General features: G+C 63.2%; 22 protein-coding genes. 9 read left to right on the top strand and 13 right to left on the bottom strand.

Annotated features, from left to right (window positions below; translation table 11 throughout):
• The first annotated feature begins 84 nt into the window (after nt 1-84).
• Both AB3X98_RS18705 and AB3X98_RS18700 read left to right on the top strand, forming a co-directional pair.
• Complete coding sequence (locus AB3X98_RS18705) at nt 85-978, top strand: hypothetical protein (protein WP_368602480.1); 894 nt, start codon at nt 85-87, stop codon at nt 976-978.
• Entirely contained in the window at nt 978-1,256 is a 279-nt protein-coding gene (locus tag AB3X98_RS18700) for a hypothetical protein (protein WP_368602479.1), read from the top strand. The genes AB3X98_RS18705 and AB3X98_RS18700 overlap by 1 nt, the downstream gene beginning before the upstream one ends.
• 122 nt (nt 1,257-1,378) lie before the next feature.
• On the opposite strand, the gene AB3X98_RS18695 is transcribed toward AB3X98_RS18700, so the two are convergent.
• The 5 genes from AB3X98_RS18695 to AB3X98_RS18675 form a co-directional block, all read right to left on the bottom strand.
• Entirely contained in the window at nt 1,379-5,128 is a 3,750-nt protein-coding gene (locus tag AB3X98_RS18695) for an AAA family ATPase (RefSeq protein WP_368602478.1), read from the bottom strand.
• Nucleotides 5,129-5,415: 287 nt separating this feature from the next.
• Complete coding sequence (locus AB3X98_RS18690) at nt 5,416-5,733, bottom strand: LysR family transcriptional regulator (protein WP_368602477.1); 318 nt, start codon at nt 5,731-5,733, stop codon at nt 5,416-5,418.
• A 64-nt stretch (nt 5,734-5,797) separates the two neighbouring features.
• Nucleotides 5,798-7,321 carry an efflux transporter outer membrane subunit gene (locus tag AB3X98_RS18685; protein ID WP_368602476.1) on the bottom strand — a complete coding sequence of 508 codons (1,524 nt, stop codon included), beginning with the start codon at nt 7,319-7,321 and terminating at the stop codon, nt 5,798-5,800.
• Nucleotides 7,318-8,406: an HlyD family secretion protein gene (locus AB3X98_RS18680; RefSeq protein WP_368602475.1), complete on the bottom strand. Its 1,089-nt coding sequence runs from the start codon at nt 8,404-8,406 to the stop codon at nt 7,318-7,320. The genes AB3X98_RS18685 and AB3X98_RS18680 overlap by 4 nt, the downstream gene beginning before the upstream one ends.
• A gap of 12 nt (nt 8,407-8,418) precedes the next feature.
• On the bottom strand, nt 8,419-10,044 hold the full coding sequence (locus AB3X98_RS18675) for an MFS transporter (RefSeq protein ID WP_368602474.1): 1,626 nt from the start codon (nt 10,042-10,044) through the stop codon (nt 8,419-8,421).
• 503 nt (nt 10,045-10,547) lie between these two features.
• On the opposite strand from AB3X98_RS18675, the gene AB3X98_RS18670 reads away from it, so the two are divergent.
• A complete protein-coding gene (locus AB3X98_RS18670; protein ID WP_368602473.1) occupies nt 10,548-11,570 on the top strand; it encodes a LysR family transcriptional regulator in 1,023 nt (340 codons plus the stop codon).
• On the opposite strand, the gene mug is transcribed toward AB3X98_RS18670, so the two are convergent.
• Together mug and AB3X98_RS18660 are read right to left on the bottom strand one after the other, a co-directional pair.
• A complete protein-coding gene (mug, locus tag AB3X98_RS18665) occupies nt 11,556-12,122 on the bottom strand; it encodes a G/U mismatch-specific DNA glycosylase (protein WP_368602472.1) in 567 nt (188 codons plus the stop codon). The two genes, AB3X98_RS18670 and mug, sit on opposite strands and share 15 nt — an antisense overlap.
• Nucleotides 12,115-13,080 (bottom strand): GlxA family transcriptional regulator, encoded by a 966-nt coding sequence (locus AB3X98_RS18660; RefSeq protein WP_342948937.1) that lies wholly within the window; start codon nt 13,078-13,080, stop codon nt 12,115-12,117. Before AB3X98_RS18660 ends, mug begins: the two co-directional genes overlap by 8 nt.
• Nucleotides 13,081-13,385: 305 nt before the next feature.
• Here AB3X98_RS18660 and AB3X98_RS18655 point away from each other — a divergent pair, with 305 nt between their 5' ends.
• Genes AB3X98_RS18655 through AB3X98_RS18645 form a run of 3 tightly spaced genes read left to right on the top strand, consistent with a single transcriptional unit; the run spans nt 13,386 to nt 17,127 of the window.
• On the top strand, nt 13,386-16,217 hold the full coding sequence (locus AB3X98_RS18655; protein WP_368602471.1) for a 2-oxoglutarate dehydrogenase E1 component: 2,832 nt from the start codon (nt 13,386-13,388) through the stop codon (nt 16,215-16,217).
• Between the two features lie 18 nt (nt 16,218-16,235).
• Nucleotides 16,236-16,802: a DJ-1/PfpI family protein gene (locus AB3X98_RS18650; RefSeq protein WP_368602470.1), complete on the top strand. Its 567-nt coding sequence runs from the start codon at nt 16,236-16,238 to the stop codon at nt 16,800-16,802.
• Nucleotides 16,803-16,827: 25 nt separating this feature from the next.
• Nucleotides 16,828-17,127, top strand: coding sequence for an ArsR/SmtB family transcription factor (locus AB3X98_RS18645; protein WP_368602469.1), 300 nt, complete (start codon nt 16,828-16,830; stop codon nt 17,125-17,127).
• A gap of 95 nt (nt 17,128-17,222) precedes the next feature.
• Here AB3X98_RS18645 and AB3X98_RS18640 read toward each other — a convergent pair whose 3' ends face one another.
• The 5 genes from AB3X98_RS18640 to AB3X98_RS18620 form a co-directional block, all read right to left on the bottom strand.
• Entirely contained in the window at nt 17,223-18,518 is a 1,296-nt protein-coding gene (locus AB3X98_RS18640) for an HlyD family efflux transporter periplasmic adaptor subunit (protein ID WP_368602468.1), read from the bottom strand.
• A gap of 34 nt (nt 18,519-18,552) precedes the next feature.
• Nucleotides 18,553-20,076, bottom strand: a complete 1,524-nt coding sequence (locus tag AB3X98_RS18635; RefSeq protein WP_368602467.1) for an efflux transporter outer membrane subunit — start codon at nt 20,074-20,076, stop codon at nt 18,553-18,555.
• Nucleotides 20,077-20,132: 56 nt separating this feature from the next.
• Nucleotides 20,133-20,570, bottom strand: coding sequence for a MarR family winged helix-turn-helix transcriptional regulator (locus AB3X98_RS18630; RefSeq protein ID WP_368602466.1), 438 nt, complete (start codon nt 20,568-20,570; stop codon nt 20,133-20,135).
• A gap of 105 nt (nt 20,571-20,675) precedes the next feature.
• The gene (locus tag AB3X98_RS18625) at nt 20,676-22,238 is read right to left on the bottom strand and encodes a DHA2 family efflux MFS transporter permease subunit (RefSeq protein ID WP_368602465.1); all 1,563 of its coding nucleotides are present in this window, start codon (nt 22,236-22,238) and stop codon (nt 20,676-20,678) included.
• Nucleotides 22,239-22,325: 87 nt separating this feature from the next.
• Nucleotides 22,326-22,763: a MarR family winged helix-turn-helix transcriptional regulator gene (locus AB3X98_RS18620; protein WP_368602464.1), complete on the bottom strand. Its 438-nt coding sequence runs from the start codon at nt 22,761-22,763 to the stop codon at nt 22,326-22,328.
• A 270-nt stretch (nt 22,764-23,033) separates the two neighbouring features.
• Here AB3X98_RS18620 and AB3X98_RS18615 point away from each other — a divergent pair, with 270 nt between their 5' ends.
• The 3 genes from AB3X98_RS18615 (at nt 23,034) to AB3X98_RS18605 (ending at nt 24,772) form a co-directional block, all read left to right on the top strand.
• Complete coding sequence (locus AB3X98_RS18615) at nt 23,034-23,456, top strand: VOC family protein (protein ID WP_368602463.1); 423 nt, start codon at nt 23,034-23,036, stop codon at nt 23,454-23,456.
• A 258-nt stretch (nt 23,457-23,714) separates the two neighbouring features.
• Nucleotides 23,715-24,425, top strand: coding sequence for an SDR family NAD(P)-dependent oxidoreductase (locus AB3X98_RS18610; protein ID WP_368602462.1), 711 nt, complete (start codon nt 23,715-23,717; stop codon nt 24,423-24,425).
• A 113-nt stretch (nt 24,426-24,538) separates the two neighbouring features.
• Nucleotides 24,539-24,772 carry a 4-oxalocrotonate tautomerase family protein gene (locus tag AB3X98_RS18605; protein WP_368602461.1) on the top strand — a complete coding sequence of 78 codons (234 nt, stop codon included), beginning with the start codon at nt 24,539-24,541 and terminating at the stop codon, nt 24,770-24,772.
• A gap of 216 nt (nt 24,773-24,988) precedes the next feature.
• Here AB3X98_RS18605 and AB3X98_RS18600 read toward each other — a convergent pair whose 3' ends face one another.
• On the bottom strand, nt 24,989-26,242 hold the full coding sequence (locus AB3X98_RS18600; RefSeq protein WP_368602460.1) for a serine hydrolase domain-containing protein: 1,254 nt from the start codon (nt 26,240-26,242) through the stop codon (nt 24,989-24,991).
• Between the last annotated feature and the right edge of the window lie 45 nt (nt 26,243-26,287).

Here is a 26,287-nt window from a genome sequence, read left to right as displayed (position 1 = left end):
AATCGGCGTAAGGCGACGTCTGCGACGTCGCCTTCGCCGCTAGGATGTGCTTCCCGATTGGCAATCGATGGAGGCACCCCGTCTATGGGCTTCAACAGCCTTTATGTCCCGCTGGATATCGGCACGTGGCACTGCGAGCTGGTGCCCGCGAGCGAGTTCTACCACGGCTGGGGCTACCGCCGGCTATGGGACCCGTTTGCGGATTACGAAAAGCGCAAGGAAATGGAGCGCCAGATCGAGAAGGACGCGCGCGCCTTCGACCTGTACTTCCGGCCAGACTACGATTTCAGGCGGCTGATTGCCACCGACACTAACGCGATCCGGTCGTTCCTGAGCGATCATCTGAACGTCGTCCATTGGGACTTGCCAACCGACAATGCCGGCATCGAGCGCTTGCTCAAGCAGGCGGTCCGCGACGGCAAGCTCGTGCCGATTGTCAACCGCGACGCGGGAGCCAACCGGAGGACGTACCGACCGGCGCCCGCGCCGGAGCGTTGGCCGCAGTCAGGGGGCGGCGGTTGGGCACCACGCGTCGAGCCGTACGCCGGCGCTTACGGCGGGCTATCGGCGCTCGTAAGCTCCGCGCCGACGCTCGCGGGCGAGGTGGCCAGCAGCGCGACCGACGACGGTGGCGGCTTCGACTGGCTCGGTGCGGTGCAGTCGGCAGCCGGCGCGGTGCTCGGCGATGACGGCGACCCGGACGCGGATAACGTTGCGGCCGACGCCGACGGAGACGCGTCGTCGACGCCACTCGGCGACGCGCAGCCATTCGAGTACAGTGAGGATGCTCCGGGCGCTGATGTTCAGGACCTCGCCGCGCGCGGCGTCAGCGAAGCAGAAGAGGCCGAATGCCATGATCAGTTCGAGCGTGACTTGGATTTGTGCCGTGCACTAGGTGGCCCGATGGGTGGTGCGCGTGGCCAGGCTCTTTGCGAGCAGAACGCGTTTCAAAACTATCAGCAATGCAGGGGATATTAATGGCAACACATCCGCCTTATTCGGTGGTCTTAAGCTACGCGGAAGATCGCCAGATGTTCACGGTTCAAACGGTCGATCCGGCCAAGCTGGCCCCGCTCGTGGCCGGTAAGCTCGAAATGCCGATCCAGCTGGAGGAGTTCGATTACAAGATCGACGACGAATTCGCACGCCGTCTTGGTGTCGCGATGCTCAATCTCGTCGCCTTGGGGAAGCCCGATCTGAAGCAGTTCATGAGCGTTACGCCGGGACCCATCCCAAGGGATGAAGACAGGCGGTAGCGTGGGGTGACCGTATTCAGGAACCGCCTTCGGGCGGTTTTTTCATGCCAGCGTGCAGCATGTGCAATTATGTATTGCCTGTTGCAAGCTCGAATGCGTCCATTTATCTCGCGTGGTGCCCGTCAAATATCGCGCCGCGCTTCACCTTCGGCGCTCGTCGCGAGGCCCATACGCAAGTAGAAACGGCCCGCCAGTTCGCTCGCAAGTCCTTCATGCTGCGCAAAGCCGTTCTCGCGGGCAGAGCGAATGGCCTCCTCGTACAGGCGCATGGCGTCGAGCTCGCGCCCCTCCAGACGCGCGAATTCCGCGCTGAGCAACGCATGGCGGTTCTGATAGTTTTCGGGACACTGTCCGGCCCACATTTCAAACTTCTCGAGTGTCTCTGCGAGCATGCGTTTGTACATTTCCTGCTGCTCGGGAGATGACTCGGGAAAAAGGGCCGCCAAGGTGAGCATATGAAAAAAGTGAAAGGTCGGTTCGATCGCCAGCGCCATCACCGAATTCAGCACGGCCTGCGCCTGCTGCACGGCCGCCAGCGCGTCGACGTAGCGGCCGTCGAGAAACGCGAGCATGACCTTGATGATTCGATAGACGCCAATGGCGCAACCAAAATTCGACCTGACGATCGCCTCGAAACAGGCGGTTTCGTCGAAGGTCTCGTCATTCAAATCGAACGGTTTAGTGGTCCTGCCCCGCAGACAGATGACGCATTGCCGTTCGACCCGAACCAGTTCGTAGACGGCGTCGTTGTGGCTCTGCCGCATGAGCGACGCGTACTTCTCGGCGATCGCCTGCACGTCTTCGAGCGCAGCGCCGCTCTCGAGCGACTGCCAGACGGCATTGAACGCCACGTTGCCGGCAAAAACGAAATCGCCCACTTCCATGCACTCGGCGGTCGCCCTTTCCAGCACCGGGAGATTCGCGGCGATGTGGCGGCGCCAGAAATTGACATGGGCGCCATACAGATGAAGCAGCTTTCCATTCAGGTGCCGATTGCCGAACCTCTCGTTGAGCTTCAGTGACATCTCCGAAACCTGAACCGCCGTGGGAATATCGCCGATCAGCGAAACCAGCATGAGCGCGTAATTGCCGAACGCAAAACTCGAGTTATCGGTCATGCCATGCTGCAAGGACAGATTGACCGCCTTGAGCGTGATGAGCGGATAAAACGCGGGCCGCGCGGCAAACGCGCAGTTCATCGCCTGAAGGAGCAGATTGACGATCGCGTGGATCGCGGGGTCCGTCGCCACCGGTGCCGCGACGAGTTCGGCGATGGCACGGGCCGCCTGATTGACCTGAACGTCGTGCAGGGCGGCATGGAACGCCGCCTGAATACCCTCTTCGGTCTCGGGAAAGTGGATATCAAAGCCGCGCAGCGCAACGAGCGCGACCGCGAAGCTTTCGTCATATCGTCCGGCAAGCTGGTACAACTCGATGCGTAAGCTGTAGACCCTGGCGCGATCGAGACTGGAGCGGGCTCTCGCGAGCATCATGTCCGCCAGGGCATCTGCTTTCGCAAAGTCGCCCACCAGATATTCGCACTCCGAAAGCGCGAGATAGAGTTCGAACGTGCTCTCGTAGCGTTGCGTCCACGCATCGGGCGACAGCAACGCCACGCCTTGCGCAAGATAGCCGCGTGCGGCCACATAGGCCGTCGACCCCATGGCCCGCCTGCCCGCGACGAGGTTCAAGGCAACCGCCTGCTCGCGCTCCGTTGCGTCCGCGATCAGCGCCGCGCCGCGATTGAGGTGGTTCACGATGTCGAAAATCGCAGCTTCCAGTGCGTCCGGCGGCGTGCGCGACGCCAGTGCCCGCCCGATCCGCAGATGCGCGGCAGCACGGTCGTTGGCGGGAATCAGCGCGTACGCTGCCTCCTGCACGCGATCGTGCGCGAATTCATAGACATTGGCCTCGCGAAAGACGAGCCCCGTTCGCACGGCTTCCCACAGGTCCGCGTGCAGCTTCTCTTCGGAGCCGCCCTGAACCCAGGCCAGCGCGGCGACTTCGGCGACGTTGCCAAGGCACGCCAACTGGCCCAATGCGTCGCGAACCGCGGGCGGCAGCCGGCCCAACCTTCCCGCCATGAGATCGGCGACATTTTCCGTGTAGGCCTTCGCGCGAATGCGCGGCAGTTCCCAGCCCCATTTCGCGGCGCGCGGGTCGAATGCAAGCAGGTTTTCATCGGCGAGCGCGGTTAGAAACTGAATCGTGAAGAACGGATTGCCGCCGCTCTTTTCATGTGCCAGTTCCGCCAGCGGAGCGGCGCTCGCGCGGTCACAGTGCAGCGCATCCGCCACGAGTTGTGTCACGCTGTCCCTCGTGAGCGGCGCAAGCTCGATTTGCTGCACTTTGCCTTCGGCGCGGGCAATCGACTCCAGCGTGCGCGCGAACGGGTGCGAAGCGTCGACCTCGTTGTCCCGATAGGCGCCCACGAGCAGCACGTGCCGCACGTCCGGATGCGTGGCGAGATGCGCGAGCAGGTCGAGCGTCGCCGTATCCACCCATTGCAGATCGTCGATAAACAAGGCGAGCGGATGCTCCGGCCGCGCAAATACACCGAGAAAGCGTCGAAATACGATCTGAAAGCGGTTTTGCGCGTCTTGCGGCGGCAGCGTCGGCGCAGCCGGCTGTTCGCCGATGATGAGCGCAAGTTCAGGAATCAGATTCACGATCAGCTGACCGTTAGGCCCGAGTGCTTCCATCAGTGCGCGACGCCACGGCACGACCTCGGCTTCCCGCTTGCTCAGCAGGTTGCGCACCAGTGTCTGGAAGGCTTGCGCGAATGGCACATACGGAATGCCGCGCCGGTACTGGTCGAACTTGCCGGATGCGAAGAGACCACGCGGCGGGACGAGCACCCTGTGCAGCTCGTTCACGACCGACGACTTGCCGATGCCCGGATAGCCCGAGATAAGTACCAGTTCGACCGAGCCGCTGCCCACCACGCGATCGAACGCGCTGGTCAGCGCTTCGATTTGCGGCTCGCGCCCGTACAGCTTTTCGGAAATCAGCAACTGGTCGGACGCGTCGTGCTCCCCCAGTGGGAATGGATCGATGCGATGGTGCGCTTCCCATGCCGTGAGGCAAGAACGCAGATCGGCCTCGAGTCCCGCCGCGGTCTGATAGCGGTCCTCGGCGGCCTTCGCGAGCAGCTTGAGCACGATGCCCTCGAGCGCCTGTGGAATTGCGTCGCGGCGCGCCCGGGGCGGCGTGGGCTTGCGCGCGATATGGCAGTGAATCCACTCCATCGCATCCGAGGCCTTGAACGGCAGCGCCCCGGTGAGCATCTCGTACAGCGTGACGCCGAACGAATAGAGATCGCTGCGCGTGTCGATCGAACGATTCATGCGACCGGTCTGCTCAGGCGCCATATAGGCAAAGCTTCCGGCGACGATCTCGGGCGGTGCAGGCGGCTGATGTTCATGCGCCAGTTGCGAAGCAATACCGAAGCCGGTGAGGCGCACGTTGCCGCCACTGTCCACGAGCACATTCGCTGGCTTGATGTCTTTGTGAACGAGGCCGCATCGATGCACGTGGCCGACCACCTTCGCGAGATTGACCGCAATGCGCAACAGCCGTGCGAGTTCGAACGGGCCAGCAAGCGAGCGATCGAGTGGTTCTCCGCCGTCGTCGTCGAGCACGAGCATGGGCGGCTCCCTGTGCCGGTAGAACGCAAGCGGCCGCGCTGCCCAGCTGGAATCGAGCAGCTCGGCGAGGGCGTATTCGCGCTCGAGCCGCTTCACGCCCACCGGGTCCGCCCGTCTGGCGACCAGCGTGAGCACCGAGCCGGGATGGCTGCGTTTGCGGGCGCGATACAGTGAAAAATCGCTGTCATCGCGCAGCGGCACCAGCTCATATCCAGCGAGATCCACGACGGACGCTCCTGTCATGATGCGATCTTCATCCGGAAATGATTTTGCACGCGCGCCATGGCGAGCGCCGCGGAATCATTGATTGTCCTGAACAATGATGAGCGGATGCACCTAACCTTCGATGCATCGACGTAAGGCAACATAGGAATCAACAGCCGGCCAGAAAGCTGAAGAGATAGTCGGCGAACACCTTGATTCTCAAAGGCGTGCGAGGCCGGTTGCGGTAGCAGACGAAATAGCCTACACCCATTCGGCAGTCCGGCCCGAATCTGCGTTTCTCTGCAAGATCAGCCTGTGCCGCAGCAGATCGTCGATGGCAAGCGGCGCGCCGTGTTGCGCAAGACAGGCCAGCGCGGCGCAGACCACGAGCCCCGACTCGCAAAGACGGCGCGCCACGAAGCACCAGCAAGCGTACATTCAACTGGGGACTCAAGCCGCGCGATGCTCTTGCTCAACGAAGGCGAGGAAACACCCAGCTGGCGTGAAGCCTCGGCAAGACTGCCCGTGAGCGCGACGTTGATGAAGCCGATCACGCTGGAAAAGTTGCGCGCAATCCCCGGCCGGCGTCGTGCTGTCGATTCCCATACGTCGTCGTGTCCGGACATACGAATCATTGTTATCGTTAAACGGCGCGCGTTCCGAATGACAAGCGCGCATCCGGGCTATGGCTTACCCGCCATATGTCGACTCCCATCCCCCTCCCAGCGCTTTACAAAGCGTAATGAGATTCGTAGCCGCCGTAGCTCTGCTTTGTTCGAGATTGCTTTGTGCTTCGAGCAGTTGCTTCTGCACGTTCAAGACGTCGAGATAGTCGAGCGCCCCGGCCTTGTACCGCTCCCGCGCGACCGAGAGCGCGCGCTCGTTCATCGTCACGGCCTGGGCCAGCCGGTCGCGGCGGCGCTGTTCGGCGTCGTAGGTGACGAGCGCGTCGTCCACCTCCTGCCACGCGCGCAGCACCGTCGCCTTGTAGGCAATCGCCGCCTCCTGCTGTTGCGCCTCGCGCAACTGGAGCGTTCCTTTCAGGCGACCGCCTTCGAAGATAGGAAACGTAATGGAAGGGCCAACGACGAACTGCCCTGACGCCCAACTGGCCAGACTCGAGAGCTGAAGACTCTGAAAGCCTGCACTGCCATTGAGCATGATGCGCGGATAAAAATCGGCCTTCGCCACGCCAATCGACGCCGTCGCCGCGTGCAGTTCGGCTTCCGCCTTGCGGATATCCGGACGGCGCTGCACGAGTTCGGAAGGAAAGCCGATCGGCACCTGCGCCGGCAGTACGGGCACCTCCTGCGTTGCGGCGAGCGTCTGACGCAGCGCGCCCGGTTCCTCGCCGAGCAGCAGGCCGATGGCATTGATCGTCGTTTCGGAGTGCGATTCGAGCGTGGGAATCAGGCTTTCGATATTCTCCACCTGCGCCGAAGCGTTCGAAACATCGAGATCCGTCGTGACGCCCTCATGTGCACGGACCAGCGTGAGCTTCAGCGCGTCGTTGGCGATGTCCAGGTTTTGATGCGCGATCTGCAGGAGTTCCTGCGTGTCGCGCAGTTCGATATAGTCTCGCGCAAGCTCCGCACGCGCGCTCAGCAAGATCGAGTTCCGGTCCTCATAAGAGGCTTCCGAAAGCGCCGTCGCCGCTTCCACGCTGCGTCGCACACGCCCCCATATGTCGACTTCCCATGAAGCGTCGAAGCCGACCTGATGCAGGTTATAGGCGGGCGAACCCTTCGAGCCCGGCATGGCCGCCACGCCGAGCGGCGCGCTGCCCGAGGCCGACTGCGGCTGACTCTGCGTCGGCGTCACGCCAAGCAGCGAGAGGATGCCGTTTTCACTGCCGCGTTCGCGGTTATACGATGCGGCGCCGTCCAGCGTCGGATATTCGGCTGCGCCCGCTACGCGGCGCTCGGCGCGGCTTTGCAGCAGGCGCGCGGAGGCAGCTGCCACGTCCAGGTTCGCATCGGCGAGTTGCTTTTCCAGACCGTTCAGCACCGGATCGTTGAAGAGCGTCCACCATTCCGGACCGAACTGGCCTTCCACGGCTTTGCTCGGCGCCTGCGCCGTCTGCGTGCGGTTGAAGACCTCAGGCGTTGGGGACTTTGACGGTTCGAAGTTGGGACCGACGGTGCAAGCCGCCATTGCGAGACACGCGAGAACCGGGAGAAGGATCGCGCGAACAGAATATTGACTCGTGTTCATTTTCTTTCCGCTCCCTCAGCCGTCGCTTCTGCACCCCGGCCAACGGCCACTTCAGCTTCCACCGAGAGCCCAACGCTCAATGCCGCCGCAGCAGGCTGCCCGCGATCGATCGTGATCTTGACGGGCACGCGCTGCACCACCTTCGTGAAGTTGCCCGTGGCGTTGTCGGGTGCGATCGGCGCGAAGCTCACGCCGGTCGCCGGTGCCAGGCTGTCGATGCGGCCATGGATCACGACGCCGGGAACGCTGTCGACCGTCACGCGCACGCTTTCGCCGGGCCGCATATTGGTGATCTGGCTCTCCTGGAAGTTGGCGACGACATACGCATCCGAAAGCGGCACGATTGCCAGCACCGGGGCGCCGGGCGTCACGAAGGCGCCGACCCGCGCCGAGCGGCGTCCTACCTTGCCGTCAACGGGCGCGCGGACCTCCGCATAGGAGAGGTTGAGCTTCGCCTGTTCGAGCACCGCTTCGGCGTGTCGAAGCGCGCCAGCGGCCTTGTCGCGTTCGGTGCGCAGGACGTCCAGATTCTGCTGGGTGGCCGTCAGCACCGCCTGGTCGTGCGACTGCTGCGCAAGCTGCTCGGCGAGCGTGCTCGAAGCCTGTTGCTGCTCCTGCGCGGTCCCTGCCCCCGCCGTCGAAAGATTCTGGTAGCGCGCCGCGTTGGCCCGCGCGAAGCCGATCGACGCGTCGTCGGAGCGCAGCGTGGCACGCGCCTGATCGACGAGAGAGGGCTGGCGCGCGATCTGCGCGTCGAAGTTCGCCACCGACGCCTTCGCGCCCGCCACCTCGGCCTCGGCGCTCATCAACGCGGCGCGATAGTCGCGGTCGTCGATACGCACCAGCAGCTGCCCCGCCTTCACGTCCTCGTTATCGTTCACCAGTACGTCCATGATTTGCCCCGCGACTCGCGGCGCGACGAGCGTGAAATCCGCGGTGACGTAGGCGTCGTTCGTGGATTCCGAACTGGAGTGAGACAGGAGCTTCGCGCCGGCCCAGCCAGCGACGCCGACAACGGCGACGACTGCTGCAATACGAAGCCATTTCAACCTGGACGGTGCGAGGGTGGGTTGAGTCGATGACATGGAAAGCGGACCTCATTTCGAAGCGGGCGGCGTCGTGCTCCACGGCGGATAAATCCGCACCGGCAGCACTGGAACAAGAAGAAGCAGAACGAGCGCAACGCACGCCATCACCCGGTAGAGATCGGCGGAAGTCAGCACGACGGCCTGCTCGTGAATACGGTGCGCGAGTTGCCCCAGCGCGTAGGGGGTGTCGAGACCGGGGCTTGCCACCAGCGCGCGGTTGCCCAGCTGGTCGACGAGCATGCTCGAATGGAAATGTTCCCGTGCAGTGCCTACCCCCTCGATCAGTCCCGTCGCGATGGCGGCGGCGAACGTCTTGACCGTATTGAACATGGCCGAAGCGAACGGACCCTCCGTGGGGGGCAGCCCCGTCGTGACGCCCATGAGGATCGACATGATCACCATGGGCTGCGCGATGACCTGCAGCGCCTGAAGCACATAGAAGTTGTCGCGAATCCACTCTGACGTCATGAAGCTGCCGAGTGCGCAGGTCGTGAACATCAGCGACAGACCGATTGCGATCACCCAGCGGTGATCCGCGCGCTGCGTGTTCAATAACGCCGCCGTCAAGGGAAGCGTAATCAGCAGCGGAATGGCGAGCAGCAGCGAGAGCGGCGCCGTCTGCAGCGGCCGGTACGCATGAACCTTGGCGAGAAACTGCCCGGGTATAGCGGCGACGCCCACCAGCAGGATCACGGTGCCGACCAAGGTCGAGAGCCCGTGCGTGAAATTCCTGCGCTCGAGTAACTGGAGCTTGAAAAAAGGCACGGGCTGAAACCACTCGTTGACAAGGAAGACCGCGAGCAGCAGAGCGCCGCCGCCCAACATCACGCGGATAAGCTCCGATTCGATCCAGTCGAGCCGGTCGCCTTGCAAAAGCCCGGTCACGAGCATGGCGAACGCCGGGAAGCCCGTGACCAAACCTATCCAGTTAAAAGTACGAAAGCGCTCGAGCTTGACCGGATCGGCGGGCAGCCCCTGCTGAATCGCGATACAGCACAGCACGCCAAGCGGAACGATTTGCCAGAACGCCATGCGCCAGCTCACGAACTCCGTCCACAACGCGGCGAGCGGTGTGCCGAGCGCCGGCCCGAAGGTCGCCGTGAGCGCATAACCAGCGAGACCGTACAGCTTGAATTTTGGCGGCAGATAACGCAGCGCCACGATGATCAGCATGGGGGGCAGACAGCCGCCCGCGATTCCCTGGAAGATACGCAAGACGTAAAGCGTCGCCAGATTTGGCGCGAACGGGCACAACAATCCGAAGAACATCGTGGCGAGCACGGCGCCGATCGTGAAGCGTTTGAGCGTAAAAGTGATGCCGAACCAGGGGGCGAATACCATCGTCGCGACATTGGCGGCTTCGAAGAGCGAGGTGAGCCACGTCCCGTCGTCATGCCCGATCAGGAACGCGCCCTGGATATCGGCCATCGCTGCCGCGGTCACCTGTTCGTTGAGGATGGCCAGCAACGAAGCGAACAACATGCCGAGCAGGCCCACCACGATGCGCCCCGTGAACGCCACCTGCGCGGGGGCGGGCTGCGCCGGCGCCGCGGCTTCGCGCACAGCGCGTGGTTCCAGCGCCCGTGGGGCCGTTGCCGCTTCCGTTCCAGTCGTCAAAGGGTTCGCAGTTGTCATGGCGATCAGCAACTTCCCGGGTTTCGTTAGCTGTACTGTTTGATGTGGCTAGTTCACTGTGAGGCTATTCAGCGTCCTGCATCCTCACGCCAGGCGATGACCACACCTCCGGTTTCGCCGCGCATTGTTGCTGTTCACTGACGGCTTTATTGTCAGAGATGAACCCAATTTCTTAAAGTCTCGCCTGGTCTGATTTTGGGCCATCTAGTACGAGAATTTTGCCAGGCTGTCCGGTCGTGATCTGCCCGGCGCGTATGCGCTGCGTCAACGCAAATCTGTCTGATGACGCGCGGGTCATTTCTGCACGCTTTTGGGCCAATTGAGGTCGTACGGCGATACCAGACGGCACACGATGCTTAGAATCGCGGCGTAGGCATTCAGGCCGCGCGTTGATCGCGATAGACACGATTTACGAAGGTTTGAAAACGAACCGGCAACGGTAGACGCCAAACGGTTTTTACTGTTGTTTTCCGTTTGCAAGAGATTCAGATTGGGAAGTCAAGATGGACAGATTACGTGAGATGGAGGTGTTTGTAGCCATCGTCGAACGCGGCAGCTTCAGCGCCGCATCCGATAAATTCGGCTTATCGCGCGCGGCGGTCTCGCGGGCGGTCAACTCGCTCGAAACGCGCCTGGGCGCCCAGCTGCTCGCGCGTACGACACGCTCAGTCCGGCCCACGGACGCGGGTGTCGCTTACGTTGAAGCCTGCCGCAAGCTGCTGGATGGCATCAGCGATGCTGAGTCGCATATCGCCACGGGTCTCGCCAACCCGGTGGGCACGCTCACGATTACAGCCCCGGTGCAACTCGGCCAGCGCTTCATCGCGCCGCTCGTCAACGCCTACACGCTGCGCTATCCCGACGTCAGCGTGAACGCTGTTTACCTCGATCGTCCCACGCGCCTGCTCGAAGAAGGCGTGGATATCGCCATACGGATTGGTCATCTCGAAGACTCGTCGACATTCGCGGTGCGCCTGGGGTCCGTGCGGCGGCAGACCTTTGCGTCCCCCGCTTATCTCGCCGCGCATGGAGAGCCCATGTATCCGCGAGACCTGGTCGGCCACCATTGCGTTTCCTTTACCGGCGTCTCCCAACCGCTCGAGTGGACGTTTTACGAAAATAACGCAAAGATTCCTGTGCGGCTGCAGCCGCGCCTGATCGTGAATCTGGCGCCCGCCGCCATTTCGGCCGCGGAAGACGGCGTGGGTATCACGCAGTTGCTGTCTTATCAGGCCGCAAGCGAAGTCGCGTCCGGAAATCTGGTGCCGATTTTGCGGGCCTACGAGCCCGAATCGACGCCGGTCAGCCTGCTTCATGTCGAACGGCGCGGGACGAGTGGAAAGATCCGCTCCTTCGTGGAGTTCGTCACCGAAACGCTGCGCAACAACACGTATCTTCAATGTGCGAGCGGATTGACGAGCGAAGGCGAATGCGTTCCATGTCAAGGCAATCGCGAACTCGCCACGAGGCATTCCGAAGCGCATGCCCCATATCTACAACCGCTTGTTCATTCACTCGGCAACTGATGACAATTGAGCCGCAATACGAAGTTCGCGGTACGCGCTCGCCAGCGCGTCGAGGCTGAATGCGCGATTCAAGCCGCTCGGGTTCGGCAGCACCCACGCCTGCGCACCGCCGAACCTGCTGGATTGCAAACCCCACTGGATATCCCGCTTGCCGGACATTTCGGCAAGCGCCATCTTGCCGAGAAAGGCGATAAACCGCGGCGCGTAGTGTTGAACCTTCAACTCGAATTGCGCCGCGGCAGCCTGTATCTCCGCTCTCGACAACTCGTCCGCGCGCGCCGTTGCGCGCGAGACCGCCGTAGTCAGACCAAAGCCATGCCGCAGCAACTCACAGTCGTTCTCGGGACGAAATTCTTCGGGCGTAAAGCCGGCGCGATGGAGCACTCGCCAGAAACGGTTCCCTCGGCCATCGAAGTGGCGCCCGGTGGCCGCCGCACGCATGCCTGGATTGATTCCGCAAAACAAGATCGACAAACCGGGTTCGATGATATCGGGAAGGAATGGCGCGGCATTGGCGTTTGCCAGCTCCGCCAGGGAATCGTCGCTATGCACTCGCCTCCCCGCGGAATCGCAGGCGATATTGTTTTGGCGTAACGTTCAGGCGCCGCGAAAACGTCGTGCGCATATGGGTGGCGCTATGAAAGCCGCATTTGAATGCGACCGTCTTGAGCGGCGCATCCGTATCTTCCAGAAGCTTTCTCGCCGTGTCGACGCGAACCTGCTCGACGAATACGGAGGGCGTGACCTTGGCATTTTTGGCGAAGATGCGCGACAAGGTGCGCCGGCTCACGGCAGCCGCACTCGCCAGCGCCTCGATCGAAAGCGTATCGGTGATATGTTCGCTCACGTAGCGATACACCTTGCTGAGTATGGGGTCCTCGTCCTTGCCGGCGCCGATATACGGGCTGTACTGCGACTGACCGCCTTCGCGCTGGATATACACCACCAGCCGCTTCGCCACCCGCACCGCCAGTTCGTGTCCCCAGTCTTCCGCCACCAGCGCGAGGCACAGATCGATGCCCGCGGTCACGCCCGCCGACGTGAACAGCCGCCCGTCGCGCACGAAAATGCGGTCCGGCTGCACGTTGGCGTGCGGGAATTCGTTGGACAGGCGCCCGGCATCCGACCAGTGGGTCGTCACTTCCTTGCCATCGAGCAGCCCCGCATGCGCCAGCACGAATGCGCCGTTGCACACCGAACCGAAGCGGCTCGCGCTGCGCGCCTGACCTTGCAGCCAGGCCAGAAACTCATTCGACGGATGAACGTCGGGCAACTGCGGGCCGCCGGCCACGAGCAGCAGGTCCCATTGCGTGTCGCTGTCCGCATAGCCGCGCGAGACCGCCAGTTGCATGCCGTTCGAACAGGTAACGGCGCCCGCCTCGCGCCCGACGAGCGTCACCTCGTAGCGCTGATGCTCGGAGAGGAATGTGTTCGCCTCGGCGAATACATCGAGTGGGCCTGCAACATCCAGCGCCTGCACACCATCGAATACAACAATGGCGACTTTCATGCCGTGACCTTCAGAGGTGGTGTCCCAACCAGGACCGTGGCGCAGCTTAACGCATCGTCGTTAGCGCATGCAGTCTGCCCCCGGAAAAAGTATTTTGCGTCGGTGTAACAAATCGGCAGTGTGGCCCAAAACGTCCACTAGTTGGCAGGCGGCGGCACCACGCGCGTATTTCGCCCGTTGCCCCGCATAACTAGACTGTGTTCACGACTGCGGCTGGGCAAACAACCCGGGCGGACCGGAAGGCGTTGTCGCCATCATTCCACGTGTTGCGCCCGACGTTGGACCGCACACCGACCAAAGGCAGAATGATCATGTTGAAAGAACGTCAGAGCTCTTTCCTCTTCGGGGGCAACGCCCCTTACGTCGAAGAGCAATATGAAACTTACCTGGCCGACCCGGATGCGGTCACCGGTGAATGGCGGGCGTGGTTCGATGCACTGCGCGAAACACCCGCTATCGACGGCAGCGATCGCGACGACGAACCGCACGCCCCCGTCATTTCCAGCCTTGTCGAGCTTGCGAAGCGGCCGCCGCGCGCGATCGCTCATGCCGACACTGCCCTCGCGAATGACGCCGGTCTCGGCCTCGCACGCAAGCAGGTCGCGGTACAGTCGCTGATCGCCGCGTTCCGCATGATCGGTACGCGCACGGCCGATCTCGATCCGCTGATGTGGACGCCGCCACGCGCCTACGCCGAGTTGACCCCGGCTTACTACGGCCTGACGGCCGCGGACATGGCGACGACCTTCAGCACTGCCGACACGTTCCTGTTCGACGACGACGCCACGCTGAAGGAACTCGTCGCGGCGCTGAAGCAAACCTACACGGGCACGCTCGGCGCCGAGTTCATGCACCTGACCGACGCGGAGCAGCGGCGCTGGTGGCAGATGCAACTCGAATCCACGCGAGCGAGGCCGTCGCTGCAGGCCACCGAGAAACGCCGGCTGCTGGAACGCCTGAGCGCGGCAGAAGGCCTCGAGAAGTACCTTCACGCACGCTACGTCGGGCAAAAGCGCTTCTCGCTCGAAGGCGCGGAGTCGCTGGTTCCGATGCTCGATGAAGTCATCCGCTACGGCGCTTCGAAAAAGCTGCGCGCGGTGGTGATGGGCATGGCGCACCGCGGACGCCTGAATGTTCTGGTGAATATCGTCGGCAAGCCGTTGCGCGCGCTGTTCGACGAGTTCGATGGCAAGGATCCCGAACGACTTACCGCGGGCGACGTGAAGTATCACAAGGGCTTTACGAGTACGGTCGATACGCCTGACGGGCCGGTCGAAGTGATGCTCGCGTTCAATCCGTCGCATCTGGAAATCGTCAACCCGGTCGTGCAAGGCATGGCGCGCGCCAAGGGCAAGCTCCTCGGCAGCGCCGACGGCGTCGAGGTTCTGCCGGTCGAGATTCACGGCGACGCGGCGATGTCCGGCCAGGGTGTCGTGATGGAAACCTTGAGCCTCTCCTATACGCGCGGCCACGGCACGGGCGGCACGGTTCATATCGTCGTCAACAATCAGATCGGCTTCACGACCTCCGATCCGCGCGACACGCGTTCGTCGTTCTACACCACGGACGTCGCGAAGATGATCGAGGCGCCTATCCTGCACGTGAACGGCGACGACCCCGAAGCCGTCGCGATGGCGGTGCGCCTTGCCCTCGACTATCGCACCGCGTTCAAGCGCAGCGTGGTCATCGATCTCGTGTGCTTCCGCAAATTCGGGCACCAGGAACAGGACACGCCGGGCATCACCCAGCCGCTAATGTATCGCGCGATCGCAAGTCATCCCGGCGTGAGAACGCGCTACGCACAGAAGCTGGTTCAACAAGGCGTGTTGACAGCCGAAGAAGCAGAGGGCTACGTCGGCGAGCGGCGAGAACTGCTCAAGCGTGCGAACGAAACCGACAGCTCGGAAGCCGCCTCTTCACGGGAGGAAGCGCGCAGCGCGGCCTCCCACCCCGCCCCGTCGACGAAAGCGCTGCGCAGTCTCGCGCAGCAGATTTCGACCGCTCCTGAGGGGCTCGCGCTGCACCCGCTCGTCAAGAAGATGATCACCGGGCGCCAGGAAATGGCCTCGGGAAAACGGCCGCTCGACTGGGGCATGGGCGAGCATCTGGCCTTCGCTTCGCTGCTCGCAGATGGGATCAGCGTTCGACTGAGCGGGCAGGATAGCGCGCGCGGGACGTTCAATCATCGTCACGCCGTGCTGCACGATCAAACGCGCATGAGCCGGCCGGATGGCGTTTATATTCCGCTCGATCATCTCGCTGATGCGAGTGGCAACGCACCTGGCCGCTTCAGCGTGACGAACTCCATCCTCTCCGAAGCAGCGGTGCTCGCGTTCGAATACGGTTACACGACGGTGAACCGCGATGCGCTGGTGATCTGGGAAGCGCAATTTGGTGACTTCGCAAACGGCGCGCAGGTGGTGATCGACCAGTTCATCGCAGCGGCCGCCGCCAAGTGGGGGCAACGCAGCGGCCTGACGCTCTTCCTTCCTCACGGGCAGGAAGGCGCGGGACCCGAGCACGCATCGGCGAGGCTCGAACGCTATCTGCAGTTGAGCGCGCAGGACAACATGCGCGTCGCCCAGCCGACCACGCCCGCGCAGCTGTTCCATTTGCTGCGCAGGCAGGCACTCGCCGCCGATCGTCGCCCGCTTGTCGTCATGACGCCCAAGTCGCTGTTGCGGCGCCCTGAAGCGGTCAGCACGTTCGAAGCGTTGAGCGAGGGCGAATTCCGCGAAGTTCTGCCAGATACGCAGGTCGAGGCATCGCGGGCATCCAGCGTCGAGCGCGTCATCGTGGCCACGGGCAAGGTGTACTACGAATTGCTCGAGCATCGCCGGGCGGACGCGACCGACACGCCGATCATCCGCGTCGAACAGCTGTATCCGTTTCCCGCACAACAGTTGGCCGCCGAACTCGCGCGCTATCCCAACCTGAAGACCGTCGTCTGGTGTCAGGAAGAGTCACGCAACCAGGGCGCATGGAGTTTCGTCGAGCCGCAGCTGCGCGAGCTCCTGCCAACGGGCGCGAAGCTCGCCTACGCCGGTCCCGACGCCGGTGCATCGACCGCGCCGGGCTACCATTCGGCGCACGTTGCGCGGCAATCCGCGCTGGTCGAGCAGGCGTTCACGGGGTAACGGCGCATGCGTGTCGCGATGATGCTTTATGCAGGTTTTCAACTGCTCGAAGCGAGCGGCCCGATGGATGTGTTTCATGCAGCGAATCGCCTGTATGGCAGCGCGTTCTATGAACCACACCTCGTCGGGACCTCGCCTGGGCCGGTACTGTCTTCCAACGGCACGGCGGTGGGCACCACGGAATGCCTCTTCGAAACGCGCGCGCCGTTCGATGTCGTCGTGGTGCCCGGGTCTCCCGTGGTGAGTTCGACGCGTGAGCATCGCGAACTCGTGACGTGGCTCGGCGACGCCGGGCCCGCCACGCGCAGGCTGGCCTGCATTTCCAATGGCGCGTTCCTGCTGGCGCGCGCCGGCGTTGCCGACCGTCGCTGGCTGACCACGCATTGGCGCGACGCTCACCGCCTCGCGGCGGAACATCCACGCGTGCACGTCATGTCCAATCCCGGCTGCCTGAAAGATGGCAACCTCCATTCGTCGGGCGGCGCAAGCGCCGGCATTCATCTGGCACTGTCGATCGTGCGGGAAGACCTTGGGGAAAGCGCGGCGGGAACCATCGCCAGAACGTTGTTGATGCAGCCGCATTGAAGCACGCGAGCGCACAAGGAACGCCATGATAGACGCGAACCGGATTCACAAGGCCCTCGCCAATCCACTGCGGCGCGACATTCTCGCGTGGCTGAAGGTCCCCGCCGACGCCTTTCCAGAGGGCCACGTCGATCTGGGCCACGGCGTGCCCGCGCACGCCATCCAGGCGCGCAGCGGGCTCTCGCAGTCCACCGTATCCGCGCATCTTGCCGCACTGGTCGAAGCGGGACTGCTCGTTTCGACGCGAATCGGACAATGGATGTTTCTTTCACGTAACGAAGAAGTGATACGGACCTTTGCCGAGCAGATTCGCCTGCATTTATAGGCCAGGATCAAGACGTTCATGGACTACCTGCGCGAGGTGGCGCCCAAAGCGCTTGCAGCGGATGCGCAAGCGCCTGGCCGGGCAGCCAGCCTTCCTTAGCCCGCGTTGCCCTTGTGATCGTGCGAAGCCACACGTTGCGGCGACGGTTGTGACGCGGCCACAGGCGAAGCCATTTCGTTTTGCTTGATGATCTTTTCGATCTCGCCGTCGGCTTGCGCGTCGTACTGTGCAAAGACGTCGGTGCGATAGCGCGTGTTTTGCGCCGCGCCGAGCTGCGAGCCCGATTCGTCGCGCGTATCGGCATCCACCGTCATCGAAAGGCCGATGCGCAGCGGACGCGCCGCGAGTTCGCGTGGATCGAGCGCGATACGCACCGGCAGGCGCTGGACGATCTTGATCCAGTTGCCCGTGGCGTTCTGCGCCGGCAGCGTCGCGAAGGCGCTGCCCGTGCCCGCCGAAAAGCCTTCGATACGACCGTGATACTTCACGCTCGAGCCATAGACATCCGCAACGAGCGTCACCGGCTGGCCAATGCGCATGTGCTTGAGCTGCACTTCCTTGAAGTTCGCGTCCACCCACACGCCGTCGAGCGGCACGATTGCCATGAGCGGCGTGCCGGGCGCCACGCGCTCGCCCACCTGCACCTGGCGCTGCGCCACATAACCCGTCACGGGCGCGGGCAAGGTATCGCGCGCATACGCGAGCCAGGCCGCCCGCACTTTCGAGGCGGCCGCCTGCACATCCGGATGCTGTTCGACCGATGTACGATCGGTCAGCGCGTGATTCGCCGCCCCTTGCTGGCGTGCGGCGTCGAGCGCGGCCTGGGCGGCCTGCACAGCGTCGCGCGCGTGGGCGATGTCTTCTGCGGACACAGCGCCCGAGTCCGCGACGGCCGTGCGACGGCGCAGATCGTCGTTGGCGCGGGCCAGGTCCGATTCGCGTTGCGCCACATTCGCTGCATAAAAGTCGTTGTTGACATAGAGGCCGCTTACGCGTCGCACGGTTTGGCCGAGCGACGCTTCGGCATCGGCCAGCGCGATTCTTGCGTCGGCCGGATCGAGCGTCACGACCGGGTCGCCCTGCTTCACGATCTGCGTGTCGTCGGTGTCGACGGCCACCACCGTACCCGTGACCTGCGGCGTGAGCTGCACGAGATTGCCGCTCACATAGGCATCGTCGGTCGATTCGTAAAAGCGGCCTTCCGTGAAGTAGTACGCGCCGTACGCCGCGCCCGCAATCAACGTCACGGCGCCGAGCAGCGCGATCAGACGCTTGCGGCGGCCCGGGGGCGTGGCCTGCTGGTCGTCCTTGGCCGGGGTCGCTTGCGCGCCGCCTTTGCTCTCGTCGAGTTGATCCACCGGCTCGCGGTCGGTCGCGATCGTTTCGCTCATTTCAGTTCTCCTGACGGGTATGCAAACATGCCGTTCAACGCGCGGCGGCAATGATGGAATTGGTTTGAGGGTTCGGTTGGGCGGCAAGGTCGGCGTGGTGACCGGCATCGGCCGAAGTGTCGACATAGCCGCCACCCAGATCCGAAGCCAGCGCAATCTGCTGGTCGCGGCGATCCATCTTCAGGTTGGCGATGGCTTCGTCGGCGTTCAGTGCCGTGACGTCGGCGTTGAGCACCGTGAGCTGATTGGTCAGGCCGCCCTTGTATTGCGTGATCGCGAGCTGGTCGGCGTCGCGTGCCGCCTGCTGCGCGGTTTCGGCATCGACGAGCTGTGCGTCGCTCGAATGGATCTGCGCGAGCTGCGTGGCCACGCCGCTGAGCGCGCCAATGAGCGTCTGGTCGTAAGCGGCCACGGCGTAGTCGAACTCGGCGTAGCGGCCCTTCAACTGCGCACGCAGTTCGCCGCCGTCGAAGATCGGCAGATGGACCGCGGGGCCGACCGACGCCGTGCGGCTCGCGGCGGTCAGGAAGCGGCCGAAGCCGAAGGCGTCCAGACCGAGCGCGGCGCTCAGGTTGATGTCCGGATAGAACTCGGCCTTGGCCTCCTTGACCTCGTGCGTGATCGCGTCCACGCGCCAGCGCGCCGCGACGATATCCGGGCGCCGGCTCACGAGGTCGGCGGGCAAGTTGTCCGGCAAACGCACCTCGTCGCCCACGCCGAGCGCCGGCCGCGTGATCGCGAGTCCGCGGTCGGGGCCCTTGCCCAGCAGCGCGGCCAGCTGGTAGCGCGTCGTGAGAATGCTGCCGTCGAGCGCGCTCACGCGAGAACGGCTCGTCGCCAGGTTCGCCTGCGCGGTCTTGCGTTCCACCTGCGTGTCCAGGCCCGTGGCAATGCGGCCCGCCGTGATGCGGTCGATCTGCTCGCGGCGCGTGACTTCTTCCTGCGCGATGTCGCGCAGCGCGTAGAGCCGCGCCAGCTGGTTGTAGGTGCGTGCGATCGAGGTATCCAGCGTCAGCTTGACCACTTCCTCGTCGGCCTCGCTCGCGGCCGTCTCCGAAACGGCTGCACGCAGTGCCTCGCGGTTCTTGCCCCACAGATCGAGATCGTACGATGCAGTAAGCAGCCCCTTGTTCTCGGTCTGCCACGAGCCGGCATACGGCGGCGGAATCAGCGCCGTGCTGCTGTACTGCTGACGCGTGAGCGTGTAGCTGGCGTCCACGCGCGGCAGCGTGCCCGCTTTCGCGGTCTCGCTATAGGCCTGCGCCTGGACCACCCGTGCCTTGGCCTGCTCGACGCTCGGGCTACCCTGCAGCGCTTCGGCAATCAGCGCCTTGAGCTGCGCGTCGCCGAACTGGTCGACCCAATCGGCGGACGGCCAGTGCCCCTGCTCCTGCGGCAGGCTCTGCGCCGTCTCGAACTGTTGCGGCTGGGCCATCTGCTTGTCGCTGTGGATGCCCGCGTAGTTGGCGCAAGCCGCCAGCGTGGCCATTGCGATCGCCGATACGCCCAGCTTCAGCGTATGGGTACCGATGCTTGCTTTAGAAGTCTGAGATTTCATTTTCTGACATATCAGATTAATGGTCGAAAAAAAGCGCGGCGCCACGGCCGCACCGTTCAGTCGTCTGTGAACTTGCGAAGCAGGCGGTTCAGTTCGGCGAACTCCGCCTTGGTGAATTTGCGCAGGCGTGCGTTCAACACTTGCGGCGCGACTTCCGGAATCTGCGCTGCCGTTTGCAGTCCCTTTGGCGTGAGGTTCAGATTGACCACGCGACGGTCGTCTGCGTCGCGCGAACGCTCCAACAATCCCTTGGTTTCCAGCTTGTCCAGCATCCGCGTCATGAGGCCCGTATCGATGCCGAGCAGCTTCGACAGTTCGAACGGCGTGGTCGCCACACCCTGCTTCAGCGAAAGCAGAATGCCCATTTGCTGGCCCGTGATGTCGAGGTCCTTGAGCGCGGAATCCATCTCAGCGACGATCAGATTGCGCGCCTTGACGATCCTGAAACCGACACTTTCCGTAAGCATGAAATTTCTCGTCGTGTAGTGGTCCATCGCGACATCCTCCGTGTTGAACGGCACAATATCTGCATTATCAGATACTGTCAAGAAAAACACGCGAGACTCGTCGGCCCTCCGGACCGGGTTCAACTGCAGAATTCAGTGTCCGCCAGCGGCTGCCGCGCCCGCGCCACCGCCCTTGACCGGCCTCGTCACCCAGATCAGCGGGATGATGACGACGAAGATCACCGCCGATATCCAGAAGATGTCGTTCAACCCCAGCATGGTGGCTTGCGCGTTGAGCGAGCTTTCGTAGAAGGCCGTGGCCTTGGGAACGCCGCCGCCCAGCGTCGCCTGCAGGTGCGCAATCGCGCCGGTAAACGCGGGATTCTCGACGCTCGTCTGCTCGGCGAGCCGGGCGTGGTGGAGGATAGTGCGGTCGTTCCAGGCGTTGCTCATCAGCGACGTACCCACGGCGCCGGCGAAAATGCGCGCGAAGTTGGACAGGCCCGCGGCCGCCGGAATCTCGTCGGGCCGCAGACCCGAGAGGATGATGCCGGTGAGCGGCGTGAAGAACAGCGCCGTGGGAATGCCTTGCAGCAGCGTCGGCAGAATCAGCGTCCACGCATCCACGCCGGTCGTGTAGTTCGAGCGCATGAAGAACACGGCGGCGAAGCCCACGAACGCCAGGGTGGCTAGCACCCGCAAATCGGAGCGCGGCATGACCTTGCCCATCACGGGGGCAAGGATCACCGCGAAAATCCCCAGCGGCGCGGTAACGAGCCCCGCATCCACCGCGCGGTAGCCGAGAAAGCCCTGAATCCACTGCGGCAGGATCACGAGGTTTGCAAAGAAGATCGCATACGCGACCGAAATCGCAATCGTGCCGCCGAGGAAGTTGCGTTTGGCGAACAGCCGCAGGTTGACGATCGGTTTTTCTTCAGTCAATTCCCAGATCAGGAAGAACACGAAGCTGACCGCGGCGACGATCGTGAGCACCCAGATGGCCGGCGAGCTGAACCAGTCGAGGTCCTTGCCCTTGTCGAGCATGATCTGCAGCGGCGCGACCCACGCGATAAGCGAGATCAGCCCGACCTTGTCGATGGGCAGTTTGCGTGCCGGCGTCTCGCGGTCGCGATAGATTGCCCATACCACGCCCGCGGCAAAGAGGCCGACCGGTACGTTGATGTAGAAGATCCACGACCAGCTGTAGCTGTCGGTGATCCAGCCGCCGAGCGCCGGGCCCGCGATCGGTCCGACGGTTGCGGTCATCGCCCACAGCGCCAGCGCGTTCGAACTCTTTTCCTTTGGAAACGAAGCGAGCAGCAAGGCTTGCGACAACGGCACCAGTGGGCCCGCCACCGCGCCCTGAACGATACGGGCGACCAGCAGTGTCAGCAGGTTCGGGGCCATGCCGCACGCTGCCGACGAAAGCACGAACAGCAGGATCGCCCAGACGAACAGCTTGACCTGGCCCACGCGCTGCGTCAGCCACCCGGTCAACGGAATGGACACCGCATTGGCCGCGGCAAACAGCGTGATGACCCATGTCCCTTCGTCGATCGACACACCGAGGTTACCGGAGAGCGTGGGAATCGCAACGTTGGCGATCGACGAATCCAGCACGTTCATGAAGGTGGCGAGCGCCACGGCGAAGGTGCCCAGTGCGAACTTCGCGCCAGTCAGCTGGGGCGGCCCGCCTGGGTTGGTCGATGAATTCATGTTAGGTTCTCTCGTCTGGATGCGAATGTCCCGTCAACCACGGGCCGTTATCTGACATGTCTGATAATTAAACAAAAAAAAGCCGCCCTAGCCATGGAGCAGTCTGGAAAGCAGCGTGCTCAACGCGTCGAAGTCGGACTTCGAGAAGTGCGAGAGCCGCTCGCTCCAGGCGCCAGGCGCGACGTCTGTGTTTCGCGCCGCGACCAGGCTGCCCTCCCGCGTCAACGAAACGTCCACGAGGCGCCGGTCCGTGCCGTTGCGCGCGCGCTCCACGAGCCCGCTGGTTTCGAGCTTGTCCAGCACGCGGGTCATCCGGGCCGGGTGGACGCCAAGCAGCTTTGCCAGCGCCGCCGGCGTCTTCGCGCTCCCACCGGCCAGCGTCAGCAGAATGCCGCGCTCCTGAAGGTTCAGCCCGGCGTCCTTCAGCCCTGCCCTGAGTTCGGTGGCCATCAAGTGGTGCGCCTGACCGAGCACAAACGCCAGCTTCTGCGTGCGCTCGAAATCTTCATTGACGGGATCGTTCATCGATTGCCCTCCTGGATATCTGATCCTGACTATATCTGACATTGCAGATGTGTGCAAGAAAGTTTCCGAAGCCGCATGAGACGGGCCGGCGCCTCGACGCAACGCCCAACCGCCCTCTGCGCGCGCGACGCGATACACGGTGTAAAAAGTGATGTGACCGGCAAGCGATAATCGACGCCGATCTTCACAGCTATATTGTTTCGGCAGAGTTTTGATCCGTGAAGTGCGGAACGCGGGATCGACGCACTCTTTATTCAGGAGAATCGAAACATGACTAACAAACCGCTTACGCTGGGCATCGATCACGTCGGACTGACTGTGCGCGACCTGAATCTCACGCGTGACTTCTTCGTGAATTGCCTGGGTTGGAAACAGGTTGGCGAAAGACCCAGTTATCCAGCGGCGTTCGTTTCGGACGGTCACGTCATGTTGACCCTCTGGCAAGTCACCGACCCAAGCCGCCTGGTCGAGTTCGACCGCAAGACCCATGTGGGCCTGCATCATCTTGCCTTGCGCGTAGGCAGCGAAGAAGCGCTCGACGATATCTTTTCGCGCGTGTCCGACTGGCCCGGCGTGAAAATCGAATTTGCGCCGGAAAACCTCGGTCCAGGGCCGAAACGCCATACCATGGTGTACGAACCGGGCGGGATCAGGCTCGAATTCGACCACGATCCGCGCACGCAAGCCTCCTGAGCTACACAGACAACCGCGTGTGAGGGTTCACGCGGGAAGGTCCGCCCAAATTAATCAGTTATCCAAATCGAAGCAAGCGTCATTCGCATGACCTTTTCCGCCGCACGCCGTCGCCCCTGCCCGCTCTCATTTGTTCCTGCGACTCACAACTGTTTGTCCGCGTCCTGTATTCAAACGGGGGGCGTGGATGCGTAAATTGGTCGTCATCGGAGCAGCAAACCCGATCAGAAACTGAGTCCAACGTACTTCGAGGTTCATATGAGTCAATCCCCCAAAGTCATCGTGATCACTGGCGCATCGCAAGGCATCGGCGCCGAAGCGGCCAGGGCATTCCGCGCACTCGGCCACAAGGTGGTCGCGACGTCGCGCAACATCAAACAGACTGACGATAGCGATCTCGTCGCAGTGGCCGGCGATATCGCCGACCCGGCCACGGCGCGCCGCGTCATCGAAACGGCCGTCTCGCGCTTTGGCCGCGTCGATACGCTCGTCAACAATGCGGGCATTTTCGTGGCGAAGCCGTTCACGCAATACACCGCGGAAGACTACGCGGCGATCAAGGGCACCAACCTCGACGGTTTCTTCCACATCACGCAGCTCGCCATTGCAGAGATGGAAAAGCACGAGAGCGGCCACGTCGTGACGATCACGACGACGCTGGTCGATCACGCAATCGACGGCGTACCGTCGGTGCTGGCCTCGCTGAGCAAGGGCGGTCTGGCCGCCGCAACGCGCTCGCTGGCGATCGAGTATGCCAAGCGCGGCATTCGCGCCAACGCGGTATCGCCCGGCATCATCAAGTCGCCGATGCACGCGCCCGAAACCCACGCCGCGCTCGGCGCGCTGCATCCGATGGGGCATATGGGCGAGATGAGCGACATCGTGAACGCCATCCTCTATCTCGACTCTGCCCCCTTCGTGACGGGCGAAATCCTCCACGTCGACGGCGGCCAGGTCGCCGGCCACTAGAGGCGCACTACGGGCGCACTACGGGCGCACTGCGCTCCACGGGGCCCCACCGGGCGACGAGGGAGCGCCGCTGGCCGGCGCTCCCTGCAACGATCAACACCGAGGAAAGCGAAATGCCGATCGTCACAATTCAGGTTACGCGCGAGGGCACACGGCCCGGCACGGATTCCGTCACGGCGGAAGAAAAGGCGCTGCTCATCAAGGGCGTGAGCCAACTCCTGCTCGACGTGCTGAACAAACCGCTGGAGGCGACCTTCGTCGTCATCGAAGAAGTGCCAACGGAAAACTGGGGATGGGGCGGGCTGCCTACCGACGTCTATCGACGACAGAAGGGACTCATCAAGTAAGCGCGCGCGGCCCGCTCGAGAGCGGGCTTTCGCGCGCCTATGCACCGCTTGCATCGCGGCAGATGCTACGCACTTTGAATCGCGAGAGAATCCGTTGATATCAGGAATCTATCTTCCAATTAACGGGAAGCTATTGCGGAACGTGAAAGAGGCCGCCAGCAGTCCCGCCAGCAAGCCTCTTATGCAATTGCCACGCGCGAACGCCAGGCGCGCCGCTCAGCGTTCGCACTCCGTAATCGCGCTGTAAACGAGCGTGCGCAACTGCCGGCGAATCGGGTACGCAGTCGAAGGCAGGAGCTGGGTGAGAAACAGCACGATCATGTCCTCGCGCGGATCGGCCCAGAAGAAGGTGCTGGCCGCGCCGCCCCAGAAGAAGTCGCCCGCGCTGCCCGGAATCAGCGTGGATGCGGGCGCAATCGTCGTGGCGAAGCCGAGCCCGAAGCCAACGCCTTCATAAGCCGCTTCGGTGAACATCGAGCGCGAGAGGCGCGGCAGGTCGACACCGCCCGGCAGATGGTTGGCGGTCATCAGCTCGATGGTCTTCGGCCCCAGGAGCCGCACGCCGTCCAGCTCGCCGCCCTGCAGCAGCATGCGCGCGAACCGCATGTAATCCGCCGCCGTGGAAACGAGGCCGCCACCGCCCGAAACGAACGAGGGCGGCTCGCGATATGGGCTCGTGTGAGGATCGTCCTGCAGCTCCGGACCCTTTTCGGAAACGACCTTCGAACCGAGCGCGCCGATGGCATAGCAGGCGCAGAAGCGCGACACCTTCTCCGGCGGCACATAAAAGGCCGTGTCGACCATGCCGAGCGGATCGAAGATCCGCGTTTTCAGAAAGTCCTCGAAGGCCATGCCGCTGACCTTGCCGACGAGATAGCCGAGCACGTCCGTGGAAACCGAATAATTCCACGCGTCGCCCGGAGAGAATTCCAGCGGCAGCGTGGCCAGCTTCTCGATCATTTCGTCGAGCGTGCCCGCGGTCGCAAGCTCGCCCACTTTCAGCTTGCGATAGGCCGCATCGACATTGGTGTTCTGCTGAAAGCCGTAGGTCAGCCCCGAGGTATGCCGCAACAGGTCGACCACGCGCATCGGGCGCGCGCTCGCGCGGGTCTGGAAGCTCTCCATGAAACCGCCCGCGTACACGGCAAGTTTTTCCCACGACGGGATGTACTTGCTGACGGGGTCGTCGAGCGCAATCTTGCACTCCTCGACCAGCATCATGATCGCCACCGACGTAACGGGTTTGGTCATCGAGTAGATGCGGAAGATGGAGTCCTCGGCCATCGGCGTGCGCCGTTCGCGGTCGGCGAGACCCAGCACCGAGTTCAGCGCGAGTTCGCCGCGCCGCCATACCTGCGTGACGGTGCCCGCGAGCGTACCGGTCGCGACGTAGTTCTCTTCGAGAAAACGTTCGATCCGCGCGAGCCGCTCACACGACATGCCCTGCTTTTCCAGACCTTCCCTACCCATGACGCCTCCTTGAATGCATTGACCGAGCGTATTCGGAACCGATGG

This window comes from Paraburkholderia sp. BR14312, assembly GCF_040948675.1.
Classification (GTDB): domain Bacteria; phylum Pseudomonadota; class Gammaproteobacteria; order Burkholderiales; family Burkholderiaceae; genus Paraburkholderia; species Paraburkholderia nodosa_A.
This window is presented reverse-complemented; position numbering and strand designations above follow the sequence as displayed.